Here is a 12,924-nt window from a genome sequence, read left to right as displayed (position 1 = left end):
GGCGACGAGCTTCTGGACTATGAGTTACTCCCCCATACCTGTCTTGTATCCCACGCCACGCACGGTGAGCACGATCTGCGGGTTCTCCGGGTCCTTCTCGATCTTCGCGCGCAACCGCTGCACGTGCACGTTGACGAGGCGGGTGTCGGAGGCGTGGCGGTAACCCCACACATTCTCCAGCAGCTCCTCGCGGGTGTGCACCTGGCGGGGCTTGCGGGCCATCTCCAGCAGCAGGTCGAATTCGAGCGGGGTCAGCGAGATCTCCTCGCTGCCGCGCTTGACGGTGTGCTCCGGGACGTCGATGACCAGGTCACCGACCTCGATGATCTCGTTCGGCGTGGCCTCCGTCCGGCGCAGACGTGCCCGGATGCGCGCGATCAGCTCCTTCGGCTTGAAGGGCTTGGTGATGTAGTCGTCCGCGCCCGATTCCAGGCCGAGCACCACATCGACGGTGTCCGTCTTGGCGGTGAGCATGACAATCGGCACCGAGGACTCCTGACGGATCTCCCGACAGATGTCCACCCCGTTCATACCCGGGAGCATGAGGTCCAGGAGGATGAGATCCGGCTGATGCTGACGGAAGGCGGGCACGGCCTCATTGCCGTCCATGACGGCGTGTGGCTCAAAGCCCTCGGTCTCGAGAACGAGGGTGAGCATGTCGGAGATCGACGGATCGTCGTCGACGACCAGAATCTTGTGCGCCATGGAGAATCACTGTCCTTTGATGATCATCTGAGTTCTTGCAGGATATCCGCCGGATCGGTGGTGACGATCCAACGACCCGCCCAGCCGCGCTGAGCAAGCCTCTGATATGCATCATAGGTGCGTTGCTGCAGGCCGGAGTCAGTTTCATAACGATCCCGTTCCCGGGACGTGTCCTGCGCCTCCCGGGAGATCGCCCGCTCCGCCGCGGTGACCGGTTCCGTGGCCAGCAGCACCTGCAGGTCCGGTAGCGGCAGACCCAGCCGGTCGAACTCCAGATCATGGACCCAGTCCATCACCGCATCATCCTGCAGCCGGGCCGCAGAGTAGGCCGCGTTGGAGGCGACATAGCGGTCAAGCAGGATGATCCGCCCTGAGTCCACATAGGGCAGCAGCTGTTCACGCGCACCATGCCGGTCCAGTGCGAAAAGGGTGGCCATGGCGTAGGCGGAGTCCGTGAGGTCCCCCATCCGGCCGTGCAGGGCTTCCGCAGCCAGCTGGGCCGGGGCGGAGACTTCATAACGGGGGAAGGCCAGGACGTCGACGGGGACGCCGGCCTGTTCCCGGATTGCGCGGACGAGGGTGTTCTTGCCTGCCCCGTCGATTCCTTCAATTGCGATGATCATCAGTATCGGTAGTGCTCCGGCTTGTAGGGACCTGCCACATCCACGCCGATGTACTCGGCCTGTTCCTTGCTCAGTTCGGTGACCCGGCCGCCGAGGGCCTCCACGTGGATGCGGGCAACCTTCTCGTCGAGGATCTTAGGCAGACGGTGGACGTCATTGGTGTACTCCCCTGTCTTCGTGAACAGCTCGATCTGGGCGATCGTCTGGTCGGCGAAAGAGGTGGACATGACGAAGGAGGGGTGCCCGGTGGCGTTACCCAGATTGAGCAGACGGCCCTCGGACAGCACGATGATCGCTCTGCCGTTGGGCAGGTGGAACTCGTCGACCTGCGACTTGATGGTGGTGCGCGAGACATCCGCCCGGCGCAGGAGGGAGGCCATGTCGATCTCGTTGTCGAAGTGACCGATGTTGCCCAGCAGGGCGTGGTCCTTCATCTGGAGCATGTGGTCGAAGGTGATGATGTCCTTGTTTCCGGTCGCGGTGATGACGATGTCCGCCTCCGCGATCGCCTCCTCCACGGTGACCACGGGGAAGCCGTCCATGAGGGCCTGCAGGGCGTTGATGGGGTCGATCTCGGTGACCTTCACGCGCGCGCCCTGGCCCGCCATGGCCTCCGCGGACCCCTTGCCCACGTCACCGTAACCGCAGATGAGGACGTTCTTGCCGCCGATGAGCATGTCCGTGGCGCGGTTGATGCCGTCGATGAGGCTGTGGCGGGTGCCGTAGCGGTTGTCGAATTTGGACTTGGTCACCGCATCGTTGACGTTCATCGCCGGGAAGGGCAGCAGCCCCTGTTCAGCGAAATGGTAGAGACGGAGCACCCCCGTGGTGGTCTCCTCGGTCACGCCCCTGACCGCCGCCGCGGTCCGGGTCCACCGCCCGGCATCCTCCGCCAGGGTGCCGCGCAGCATGCCCAGGAAGGCGGTGTACTCGTCAGCGTCGGCCTCCTGGGCCTCCGGTACCGCGCCGGCCTGTTCGAACTCCAGGCCTTTGATCACGGCCATGGTGGCGTCCCCGCCGTCGTCGAGGATCATGTTGGGTTCGACGGCACCCCAGCGGAAGATCTGGTCGATGCACCACCAGTACTCCTCCAGTGTCTCGCCCTTCCAGGCGAAGACCGGCACCCCCTGCGGGTTCTCCGGGGTGCCCCCCTCACCCACGACCACTGCGGCGGCGGCCTCGTCCTGGGTGGAGAAGATGTTGCAGGAGGCCCAGCGGACCTCCGCCCCCAGCGCGGTGAGCGTCTCGATGAGCACTGCCGTCTGCACCGTCATGTGGATGGAACCGGCAATACGTGCGCCGGCCAGGGGCCGTTCCTCGCCGTACTCCTCCCGCAGGGTCATCAGACCAGGCATCTCATACTCCGCCAGACGGATCTGGTGGCGTCCGGCCTCGGCCAGGGAGAGGTCGGCGACCTTGAAGTCGGTTACCGGCGGCGGGGTGGGCATGGGGAACTCCTTCTCCGGGAAGAAACGGGTCCCTCACACCCTAGCGCTGTTCACCGGCGCTAGGAGACCGCCTCTACGAAGGCCTCCACGTCCTCTTCCTCCCCCACGGTCTCCAGCAGCTCGGCCGCGGCCTCGTTGAGGATCTCGTCTCCGGAGCCGATGAGCTCGCGGATGAAGGGGTAGGAATCGGCGACCTCTCCGGCGGAGAAGGGCGCGCCCGCCCAGATGGCCGCGATCGTCGCTGCCGCCAATCCATTCAGCCGCTCAACCTCCGTGACCTTCGGCTGCTTCAGCACCAGCAGGCAGGCATCACGGACCGCCTCCACAATGTCCTCGTTATCGAGATCCGCGAGCTCATCAAGGAAATCGATGTTGTCGTCCTCGCCGAAGATGGCGACATCCCAGGTGGTCATTTTCGTCCATGTCCTCTCCGAATGCGCGTGCGGGACCTGTGGTGATCCCGCGGAATAAACGTCCGCGCACATGTTTTCTGCTATGTTGTTACCAAGTTGTTACCAGTACGTTTCATGGAAGGGACAAAGGGCCAGGTGAACACCGAGAAGCGTCGCGTCTACCTCTTTATCGCCGTTGGCCTGCTCGCTGCGGCCGCCGTCGGGTACGGAGTATGGCGCGCAAGCACGCCCTCCACTCCTTCCGCCTCTGATATTGCCACGGTCACCGCCGAGGTATCCACAAATTCCGATACCGCTGGTCAGATCGCGCCCACTCCGGACCCCGGGGAATCCAGAATATCCACGGCGAACACCGCACCCGCGCCAGCCGCAGCCCCCGCCGATGATCCCTATCTGGCACCCAACGCGGTGGTCCAGGCAGCACCCACCGACATCGGCCCCACGGTGATCTACCGGCCGGAGAACATCATGGACACACCCACAACCCCGGAACCGGCCGCCGCTCAGCCGACGCCGTCCCCGGCCCCCACCGGGGCGGTGACGGTTTCCGGCAGGCCCGAGAATACCGGGCCCACCACCACTCCCCCGGGGCCGGAGCAGACGCAGACCACCACCACGCCGCCGACGCCGGATACCGGCACTCCCACCCCCGTAGAGCCGGCGACCCCGGAACCTGCCGCACCTGCCACGGCACCCACGCAGGCCCCGACCACTCCAGCCACCACAACCCCGCAGCCCGCCCCCGCAGGCTCCAGCCTGCCGGATTAGGCGCGGAACCCGGGAGCGACCTCAGGCACTCGCGATGAACAGCTCGCCCGTCCCTGTGGAGGTGGCAACACATGCCGAAGCAGAAGCAGGGATCCACGCCGCCTCACCGGGGGCCAGCTCCAGATCCCCGATCCGGACGGTGCCGGAGGTGCACAGCGCGATGGTGGGACCATCGTGGTCGATCTCACGGGGTGACCCCGCCGAGACCAGGCAGTGCAGGAGAGTGAACTCCTCTGCAGGGACCGTGTACTCACCTCCGCAGGAGGTGACCACGGGGCTGTCCACCGAGGCGAAGTCGAGGATGCGCACCAGCTCCGGCACGTCGACATATTTGGAGGTCAGACCCCCGCGCAGGACGTTGTCGGAGTTGGCCATCACCTCCACCCCCAGACCTCTGACATAGGCGTGCAGGTGGCCGGCATCCAGATAGACGCCCTCCCCCGGACTGAGGTGGATGTGGTTGAGCAGCAGTGCGCCCAGAACACCGATATCCCCGGGGTAGCGCTCCTCCAGCTCCAGCACGGTGGTCAGCACCCCGGAGATCCAGTCCCCGCGGTCAAGCCGGGCACGTGCCGCCTCGACGACGGCGTCGATGAGCTTCGTGCGGGCGGACGTGGGGATGGTGATCCACGTGGTGAACAACCCGCGCAGGCTGTCGGACTCGGACCCCGGGTCGAGGATGGTCAGGTAGCGGTCCAGCTGCGGGCAGTCCAGCACGGAGAAGAGCTCGAGAGTCTGGTCGAGGGGACGGAAACCCACCATGGCGTGGAAGTCCGTGAGCGCCACGACCAGCTCAGGTTTATGCCGCGGGTCGCGGTAGTTGCGGTTGCCGGCGTTGAGGGGGATGCCCTGCGCGTTCTCCCTCTCGAAACCCTCCCGGGCCTGTTCCGCCGAGGGGTGGGCCTGCAAGGATAGCGGCTCGGCGGCAGCGAGGAGCTTCAGCAGGAAGGGCAGGCTGTCACCGTACTGCCGGTACACGCGTTCCCCGAGAGCCGAGACAGGGTCCTCGGCGATGATCTCGGTCAGGGCACGGTCAGCGATGGTGGACGATCCGACCGGGTGGGCTCCGAACCACAGCTCCGCCTCTGGCCGGCCGGAGGGTGAGGGGAGTCCGCGCAGCTCCGGGATGAGGGTGCGGGATCCCCAGGGGTAGCTCCGGAGCGTGCCGGTCAGCTTCTGCATCTAGTTAGTCCTCCGATGGTGCTTCGGGCAGGTCGTAGGCGGTTGCCGCGAGGCCCCTGGTGATCAGTTTCAGTGCGGCGGCCAACGGACCCGTGCCCGGGGTGTCGCAGTTGGCGGCGAGGGCGTTGGGCAGCGTGGCGGCCACCTCCGGGTCCTCGGCCCAGACAACAGCCTTCAAGGCTAGCAAATCAGTCGGGCCATCCAGCAGCGGATCATGGAAGAGGTCGTGCGCGGGTGCCGGCGGGGGCAGTTCGATCTCCTCGAGGGCGGCCGCACCGGAGGGGATACCCTTGAGCGACCAGATCACGGCCATGAGTTCAGCGATGGCGAAGCCGGGACGGCCCTGGCCGGTGTGCACCACGCGCGCCAGGTCGGCGTATTCACGCAGCTGCCGACCGGGGTTGACCACCGCGTCCCGCTCGGGCGAGAGCTGTTCGAGCTCGTCATCGACGCAGGTGGCAGTATCCGCCAGCCGCTGGGTGACAAGGTCGGGATTCTCCTCCAGCAGGTCCAGCACGGTACTCAGGGCTGTGATGGAACGCGCCGGGGAGGCCCCGTAGACGGTGGGCAGTGCCGGGATGACGACGGTGTCATCGGGAGCGTCCTCCAGGATCGGACCGCGGGGCGGGCCGACGAGGATGGTGGTCGCACCCCGGCGGTCGGCGTTGATCATCGCCTGGGAGATGTCCGGGGCATCCGCGCGGTCACCCAGGATCACCACCATGTCGAGGGCACCGACATAGTTGGGCAGAGCGTCGGTGATCACCAACGGCACGCGCAGGGGGGAGCGCATGCGGGAGACGAAGCGGGCGGAGGCGTCCGCCACATGGTCGGAGGCGATGACCACCACGCTGCGTGGCGCCAGTCCGTGGATCCCCTGCAACGCCGGGATCGCACCGGCGACGGCGCGGATCTGCGCGCCCTCATGAGCGACGTCGTAGAACTTCACCGTCTCCCGGTTGTAGGTGGAGCCGTCCATATAGGCCTCAAGGGAGCTGTTATCCATGCGGTCCAGGATATCCTCACCTGTCTGCCAACAGGCTGTGCGTGCCTCAGGCGCGGATGACGGCGAGGATCTCGGCGACGAGTTCGTCGACCTCACCGCGGGTGGGGGCCTCCACGTTGAGACGCAGCAGTGGTTCGGTGTTGGAGGCACGCACGTTGAACCACGCACTGGTGCCCTTGAGTTCGACGGTGACCCCGTCGAGGCGGTCCACAGAGACGATGCGGTCCGCGAAGGCGTCGAGCACAGCCCGGGTGCTGGCCGCCTGGTCCGCAACGGTGGAGTTGATCTCCCCGGAAGCCTCGTAACGGTTGTACTCGGCCATCATCTCACTCAGCGGGCGGTCCTGGGCACCTAGGGCAGCCAGGACGTGCATGGCGGCGAGTATGCCGGAGTCGGCGTTGAAGAATTCGGTGAAGTAGTAGTGGGCGGAGTGCTCGCCGCCGAATACGGCGCCGGTCTCGGCCATCGTGGACTTGATGAAGGAGTGGCCCACGCGCGTGCGCACGGCGGTGCCGCCCTCCTCGGCGATGATCTCCGGCACCGACTTCGAGGTGATGAGATTGTGGATGATGGTCGCCCCCGCGTGCTCCGCAAGGTAGCGCTTCGCGACGACCGCGCAGATCGCCGAAGGGCTCACCGGCTCACCCTTTTCATCGATGACGAAACAGCGGTCGGCGTCGCCGTCGAAGGCCAGGCCGATGTCCGCCCCCTGCTCCACGGTGAACTTCTGCAGGTCGACGAGGTTCTTGGGGTCCAGCGGGTTGGCCTCGTGGTTGGGGAAGGTGCCGTCCAGCTCAAAGTAGAGCGGGCGGATGTCCAGCGGCAGACCCTTGAACACCTCCGGCACGGTGTGCCCGCCCATGCCGTTGGCGGCGTCGACGGCGACGACCAACGGGCGGATATCGGCCAGGTCCACCAGTCCACGCAGGTAGGCACCGTAGTCAGCCAGCACATCCCGTTCAGTGACCGAGCCCGCCGGTCCACCGTGGGCCGGGACACCGTCGACGAGCATGTCGATGATCTGGGCCAGGCCCGTGTCCTGGCTGACCGGGCGGGCACCCGAGCGGCACAGCTTGATGCCGTTGTACTGGGCGGGGTTGTGTGAGGCGGTGAACATCGCCCCGGCGCAGCCGAGGGTACCGGCGGCGAAGTAGAGCTCGTCGGTGGAGGTCAGGCCCAGCATGACCACGTCCAGCCCCTGCGAGGTCACGCCCTCGGCGAAGGCGGCGGCCAGTTCCGGGGAGGAGGGACGCATGTCATGGCCGACGGCGACAGTGCTTTCACCCTCACCGCGCAGCAGATGGGCGAAGGCGGCGCCGGTCCCCCGGATGAACTCGGGGGTGATCTGTTCGCCGACGATCCCACGGACGTCGTAGGCCTTGATCACGGAGCAGACGTCTTCGCGGGTGAGCAGGGATGACATGGGTGCCAGGGTCGCTTTCTACTTCGGGGCCCAGGGGGCGGGCCCGACACTAAGCAGAGAATAATACCCTGCAGGGCTGGAAACTCCCTGCGGGGCAGCCGGACTACTCCTCGGAGTCCCCGCCGTCACTCTCGACCAGGCGAAGATGCGAACGGCGGCGCTGCCGCTCCTCGTTGACCCGCTTGGACTGATGGACCGGATGGATGGAGGTCTCCGGGTCGGACGGGTCCACCGGATCAAGGTCGGGCCCCTCTGATTCGACGAGTCCGCTGGTGACGCGGCCGGCCTCGCGGACAGCCTCGGCGAGGGCGGTGAGGTCCTCATCGTCATCGATGTCGATGTGGTTGACGCGAAGCATCTCCCAGCCGAGCGGCGCGGTGATCTTCTCCGCGTGGTGGTCGCACAGGTCCCAGCTGTGGGGCTCGGCGGCGGGCGCCAGCGGACCCACCACTGCGGTGGACTCGGCGTAGGCGTATGTCATGGTTGCCACGGCAGGTTTGCCGCAGCCCGGGCGGGAACAACGTCGAAACTGGCTCACAGAACCCGAGTCTAAACCCTCCCTTGAGATTCCGGTAACACCGCGCGCCGCGCGCCGTTTCCGGTAGCCACCCCCTATGATCTGTTGCCATGCACATCAGGACCCACCGCGACCGGCACGGCAGGGGGCTGCGCGGCCCGCTCCTGCCCATGGCCGCCCCCCGCTACCGCACCCGGGCGGAGTCCTTCGACGTAGCGGTCCTCGAGGCCTACGCCCCCATCCAGCACTCCTTCCCGGAGCAGCTGGCCGGTCTGGACATCGCGGTGGACACCGTGCCCCGGATGCAGCTGCGGGCCGACATGACCGTGATGCCCGACGAAATCGTGGCCGACGGCCCTGTGCCCCTGGGCCGGATCATTCCGGCGGGCGTGGACCCGCAGGGCAGGCCCACCCGGGCCCGGATCGTGGTCTTCCGGATGCCCATCGAGCAGCGCACCGCCCACCCGCAGGAGCGCGAGGAGCTGCTGGCGACGATTCTGACCGTCCTGGTGTCCCAGTTCCTCAACCTGGACCCGCGGGACATCGACCCCGGTTTCCAGTGGTGATCCGGGGAGCCTGAATCAGAGAAAGGCCCTGTGGAGACAGGGCCACAGGTGATGGTTTCCTAACCGATCTGCTTCTTCAGGCGACGGCGTTCCCGGTCGGAAAGTCCGCCCCAGATACCGAAACGTTCATCATGCTCGAGTGCGTACTCGAGACACTCATCGCGGACCGCGCAGGCCATGCAGATGCGCTTGGCCTCCCGGGTGGAGCCGCCCTTCTCGGGAAAGAAAGCCTCCGGATCGGTCTGCGCGCAGAGGGCCTGGTCCTGCCATTCCTGCTCCACGGCTCCGAAAAGCTCGTCCAGGCTCATTTCCACTGCCGCTCCGGTGATGCTGCTCATTCCTCCACGGAGAACGGTGCCGTCAGCCATGTTGTCCATGCTGTCCCCCTTCTCCGTTCGGTTACCTTTAACACTGATGCGATTAGACACCTGATCACTAAATGTCGTCAACCGATACTAACGGGAATTTTTGGTTGCCCGCCATAATCGCAGGTCACCAATCCCACCAGTCACAGCAGTCACAACCAAAAATGCGCGGGGGTGATTGCCGGGGGCACTACATATGGGGGGTGGTCAAAATTCTGGCAACAATTCCCAGGTTTACCGGCGTGTCGTCACGCATCCGAGGAAAAACGCACCCCGTTGTCCGGGATGACCACCCCCGGCCACACCCTCATCCCACCCACGAGCTCACAGCGGGCCCCGATCTGGGCTCCCTCGCCGATGACGCAGCTGGTGATTCGGGCGTTCGCACCGATACGCGCACCTGCGGCGATGATGGAGTCACGGATGACCGCTCCCGGCTCGATGGTCACGCCGTCGAAGACCACGGAATCATCCAGGCGGCAGCCGGCCCCGATCTCCGAGCCGCGCCCCACCCAGGTGCCGCCGACCAGGATGGAACCTGCGGCGATACCTGCGGTGGCGTCGATGAGCGCCTCCCCGGTACGCCCCTCAAGCAGCGGCGAGTGCGCGATGCCGCGCACGAGATCCGAGGAGCCCCGGACGAAGTCGTCGGGGCGGCCCATGTCCCGCCAGTAGGCGTTGTCCACATGTCCGTAGACGCGCCGGCCCTGCTCCAGCAGCGCCGGGAAAGTCTCACGCTCGACGGAGACGACCCGGCCCGCGGGGATCTCCTCAATGAGCTCGCGCCGGAAGACGTAACAGCCGGCGTTGATCTGGTCGGTCGGCGGGTCCTCGGTCTTCTCCAGAAACTCCAGCACGCGCCCCTCCTCGTCGGTGGGCACGCAGCCGAAGGCCCGCGGATCGGCGACACGCACCAGATGCATGGTCAGGTCAGCCTGGCGGGAGGTGTGTGTGTCCAGGATGGCACGCAGGTCGGTGCCGCCGAGAACATCACCGTTGAAGACCATCACCGTGTCATGGCGCAGGAGGTCGTAGACGTTGCGGATGCCGCCGCCGGTGCCCAGGGCCTCCTCCTCCACGACGTACTCGATCTCCAGGCCCATCTCCGAACCGTCACCGAAGTACTCCTCGAAGACCTCAGCCCTGTAAGAGGTCCCCAGCACCACATGGGTGATCCCGGCGGCCCGGATACGGGCCAGCAGGTGCTGGAGGAAGGGATAGCCCGCGGTGGGCAGCATCGGCTTCGGGGTGTTCACCGTCAGGGGGCGCAGGCGGGTGCCGCGGCCTCCCACGAGAATGACAGCGTCAGTACGCGACGGATCGGCCTTGAGCTCAGGGTCGGTCACGGTCAGGAGTCCTTTCGGTTGCTGGGTCGGGTGCGGGCGACGGCGAGGGCGCTGCGGGTCTTCAGTCCGATGCGGATCAACAGCCGCGCCGGTGCCTGCCACCAGTGCGGCAGCCGGTCCGCCTGGAAGCGGTAGGCCGATTCGTGGTGGGCCGGCAGCATGGTGTCGGCGTGCTTGCCTGCGACATGCCCCTTCGCGTGGGTGATGGTCGCGGCCGGGCAGTAGATGTTCTCATAGCCGGCGCGGGCCAGGCGGTCGCCGAGGTCGACGTCCTCCATGTACATGAAGTAGCGCTCGTCGAAACCTCCGACGGCGTCGAAGGCGTCCCAGCGCACCAGCAGGCAGGAGCCTGAGAGCCAGCCGGCGGTGCGTTCAGTGGCCATATCCGCGTCATCGCGGTAGGCGCGTGTCCACGGGTTCTTCGGCCAGATCTGGCCGAGCAGGGCATGGCCGATGCCGTTGCGCATGTCAGGCAGCGCACGGGCGGAGGGATAGATGCTGCCGTCCGGTTCCACGATCTGCGGCCCGACGGCACCGGCCTCCGGCCAGCGGCGGGCACAGGCGATGAGTTCATCGATCGCGCCCTCGTTGAAGACGACGTCGGGGTTGCTCAGGACGAGGAACTCAGGGTCGACCTCCCCGGCGTCGCGAAGCGGCTGCAGGTGGCGGGCACCGACGTTCATGCCCGTGCCGTAACCGAGGTTGCCGCCGGTGGGCAGGAACTCCACCTTCCGGCGGGTGCGTGCGGCCTCCTCGGGGGAGCCGTCCACGGAGCCGTTGTCGGCGAGGATCACGTGGGTGCCCTGGGCAGTGGCCTCTGTCAGGCTGTCGAGGAAGGCCGTCAGATGACGGCCCGGAGAATAGGTCACCGTGATGACGGCGACCGGCGGCTTCTGGGAGTAGGTCACAATGTGCACAGCATAGTGCCGCCCCTTGTCTGAGGACCGGTACGCCACTCCGATGCCCTAGACTTGACGCCCGTGAGTGACAAGTACCGTCGCGTACGCGACATCCAGGCAGCCCCGCCCGCCGGACCCTCCGTCCGACAGGCTGGTCCGACCCCGGTGAAGGTGATCATCGCGGCGCTGTCGGTGATGATCCTGCTGGTCTCTGCCCTGGGGTACTTCTCCGTGGGGCGCCTCGGCAACGATCTCGCCTCCGCCGGCAACCTCTCCCTCGGCGGCGGCCAGGGCATGAAGGGCCGCGCCGCGGACGGGGCGACCGACATTCTGCTCGTCGGCTCCGATTCGCGTACCGACGCCCAGGGCAACCCCCTCTCCGAGGAGGAGCTGCGGCGCCTGCGCGCCGGCGTGGATGACGGTGAGGAGAACACTGACACCATCATGGTCATCCGGGTACCCAACGACGGTTCCTCTGCCACCGCCGTGTCCATCCCGCGTGACACCTACGTCCACGACGAGGATTTCGGCAACCTGAAGATCAACGGCGTCTTCGCCTACCACAAGGTGGCCAAGCGCGAGGAGCTCAAGGCCCGCGGCCTGACCGATGAGGACCGCATCGAGGCGCAGGCCACCGACGCCGGCCGCCAGGGCCTGATCGGCGCGGTCACCGAACTGACGGGTGTGGAGGTAGACCACTATGCCGAGGTCGGTCTGTTCGGCTTCGTCCTGCTCACCGATGCCGTCGGTGGGGTGGATGTCTGCCTGAACAACGACGTCAGTGACCACCTCTCCGGCGCTGACTTCCACGCTGGCGTACAGACCCTCGACGGTGCCCAGGCGCTGGCCTTCGTACGCCAGCGCCACGGCCTGCCGCGCGGTGACCTCGACCGCATCGTCCGCCAGCAGGCCTTCATGGCCTCTCTGGTGAACAAGGTGCTGGCCGCGGGCACCCTCACCAGCCCGGCGAAGCTGACTGACATGGGCACCGCCGTGGAGCGTTCCGTGGTCATCGACGACCAGTGGGACATCATGTCGTTTGCCACCCAGCTGGCCAACCTCGCCGGCGGCAACGTCGTGTTCAACACCATCCCGGTGACCTCCATCGACGGCACGGGCGACTACGGCGAATCCATCGTCACCGTCGATATCCCCACCGTCCATGCCTGGATGGATGAGCTGCTCGGGGAGGACGAGGCCCCGTCCGAGGAGACCGACACCCCGGAGGAGGCAACTGCCGCCCCGCTGCCGGGCGTGGACATCCACGTCCTCAACGCCGGGGCCACCGCCGGCCTGGCCGGCAATGTGGGCGGCTGGCTCAGTGAGGAGGGTTATGAGGTCTCCGAGGTGACCAACGCACTGCCGGGCGTCTATGACCAGAGCCAGGTCGTGGCCGCCGACCCGTCTGACCCGCGTGCCCTCGCCCTGGCCGAGGCCCTAGGTGGCCTGCCGGTCTCCGCCAGCGCCAGCCTGGGCCCCGAGACCTTGGTCGTGGTCACCCACGACGACTGGAACGGCCCGCTCGGTGATGCCTCCGCGCTCCCCTCCCCCACTGAGCCCTCCGTCGGAGACACCGTGGGCACCCCGGGCAGCGATTTCGGTGCTGCCGAGGTCGCCCCTGAAATCGACGCCGGCGGCGACGGCCCCCGCTGCGTGAACTAGG

14 protein-coding genes are annotated in these 12,924 nt (G+C 66.7%); 3 read left to right on the top strand and 11 right to left on the bottom strand.

What is annotated here, in order from left to right; all coding sequences use genetic code 11:
• Positions 1–24 precede the first annotated feature (24 nt).
• The 4 genes from mtrA to EAH68_RS11225 are packed head-to-tail and all read right to left on the bottom strand — an operon-like array spanning position 25 to position 3,189.
• Positions 25–705: an MtrAB system response regulator MtrA gene (gene mtrA, locus EAH68_RS11240; RefSeq protein WP_126121431.1), complete on the bottom strand. Its 681-nt coding sequence runs from the start codon at positions 703–705 to the stop codon at positions 25–27.
• Between the two features lie 23 nt (positions 706–728).
• On the bottom strand, positions 729–1,328 hold the full coding sequence (locus EAH68_RS11235) for a dTMP kinase (protein WP_126121430.1): 600 nt from the start codon (positions 1,326–1,328) through the stop codon (positions 729–731).
• Positions 1,328–2,776 (bottom strand): adenosylhomocysteinase, encoded by a 1,449-nt coding sequence (gene ahcY, locus EAH68_RS11230; RefSeq protein WP_126121429.1) that lies wholly within the window; start codon positions 2,774–2,776, stop codon positions 1,328–1,330. Before ahcY ends, EAH68_RS11235 begins: the two co-directional genes overlap by 1 nt.
• Positions 2,777–2,835: 59 nt before the next feature.
• On the bottom strand, positions 2,836–3,189 hold the full coding sequence (locus tag EAH68_RS11225) for a DUF4259 domain-containing protein (RefSeq protein WP_126121428.1): 354 nt from the start codon (positions 3,187–3,189) through the stop codon (positions 2,836–2,838).
• A gap of 114 nt (positions 3,190–3,303) precedes the next feature.
• On the opposite strand from EAH68_RS11225, the gene EAH68_RS11220 reads away from it, so the two are divergent.
• The gene (locus EAH68_RS11220) at positions 3,304–3,957 is read left to right on the top strand and encodes a hypothetical protein (RefSeq protein ID WP_126121427.1); all 654 of its coding nucleotides are present in this window, start codon (positions 3,304–3,306) and stop codon (positions 3,955–3,957) included.
• 21 nt (positions 3,958–3,978) lie between these two features.
• Here EAH68_RS11220 and manA read toward each other — a convergent pair whose 3' ends face one another.
• The 4 genes from manA to EAH68_RS11200 all read right to left on the bottom strand — a co-directional run bounded on the left by manA (position 3,979) and on the right by EAH68_RS11200 (position 8,106).
• Positions 3,979–5,139 carry a mannose-6-phosphate isomerase, class I gene (gene manA, locus EAH68_RS11215; protein WP_126121426.1) on the bottom strand — a complete coding sequence of 387 codons (1,161 nt, stop codon included), beginning with the start codon at positions 5,137–5,139 and terminating at the stop codon, positions 3,979–3,981.
• A 4-nt stretch (positions 5,140–5,143) separates the two neighbouring features.
• Positions 5,144–6,145: a hypothetical protein gene (locus tag EAH68_RS11210; RefSeq protein WP_126121425.1), complete on the bottom strand. Its 1,002-nt coding sequence runs from the start codon at positions 6,143–6,145 to the stop codon at positions 5,144–5,146.
• A 46-nt stretch (positions 6,146–6,191) separates the two neighbouring features.
• Positions 6,192–7,559 carry a phosphomannomutase/phosphoglucomutase gene (locus EAH68_RS11205; RefSeq protein WP_126121466.1) on the bottom strand — a complete coding sequence of 456 codons (1,368 nt, stop codon included), beginning with the start codon at positions 7,557–7,559 and terminating at the stop codon, positions 6,192–6,194.
• A gap of 112 nt (positions 7,560–7,671) precedes the next feature.
• Positions 7,672–8,106, bottom strand: coding sequence for a DUF3499 domain-containing protein (locus EAH68_RS11200; protein ID WP_126121424.1), 435 nt, complete (start codon positions 8,104–8,106; stop codon positions 7,672–7,674).
• Positions 8,107–8,195: 89 nt separating this feature from the next.
• Between EAH68_RS11200 and EAH68_RS11195 the strand changes: the two genes are divergently transcribed.
• Entirely contained in the window at positions 8,196–8,651 is a 456-nt protein-coding gene (locus EAH68_RS11195; RefSeq protein ID WP_126121423.1) for a metallopeptidase family protein, read from the top strand.
• Between the two features lie 59 nt (positions 8,652–8,710).
• Here EAH68_RS11195 and EAH68_RS11190 read toward each other — a convergent pair whose 3' ends face one another.
• The 3 genes from EAH68_RS11190 to EAH68_RS11180 all read right to left on the bottom strand — a co-directional run bounded on the left by EAH68_RS11190 (position 8,711) and on the right by EAH68_RS11180 (position 11,279).
• Positions 8,711–8,959, bottom strand: a complete 249-nt coding sequence (locus EAH68_RS11190; RefSeq protein ID WP_206436405.1) for a WhiB family transcriptional regulator — start codon at positions 8,957–8,959, stop codon at positions 8,711–8,713.
• 305 nt (positions 8,960–9,264) lie between these two features.
• A complete protein-coding gene (gene manB / locus EAH68_RS11185; protein WP_126121421.1) occupies positions 9,265–10,362 on the bottom strand; it encodes a mannose-1-phosphate guanylyltransferase in 1,098 nt (365 codons plus the stop codon).
• Between the two features lie 2 nt (positions 10,363–10,364).
• Positions 10,365–11,279 carry a glycosyltransferase family 2 protein gene (locus tag EAH68_RS11180; RefSeq protein ID WP_439647630.1) on the bottom strand — a complete coding sequence of 305 codons (915 nt, stop codon included), beginning with the start codon at positions 11,277–11,279 and terminating at the stop codon, positions 10,365–10,367.
• 63 nt (positions 11,280–11,342) lie between these two features.
• On the opposite strand from EAH68_RS11180, the gene EAH68_RS11175 reads away from it, so the two are divergent.
• Positions 11,343–12,923, top strand: a complete 1,581-nt coding sequence (locus EAH68_RS11175; RefSeq protein WP_126121420.1) for an LCP family protein — start codon at positions 11,343–11,345, stop codon at positions 12,921–12,923.
• Position 12,924 lies beyond the last annotated feature (1 nt).

Origin of the sequence: Corynebacterium hylobatis (genome assembly GCF_003955685.1) — a bacterium.
Classification (GTDB): Bacteria; Actinomycetota; Actinomycetes; order Mycobacteriales; family Mycobacteriaceae; genus Corynebacterium; species Corynebacterium hylobatis.
Note: the sequence above shows the minus strand (reverse complement) of the source record. Positions and strands in the feature narration are given on the sequence as shown.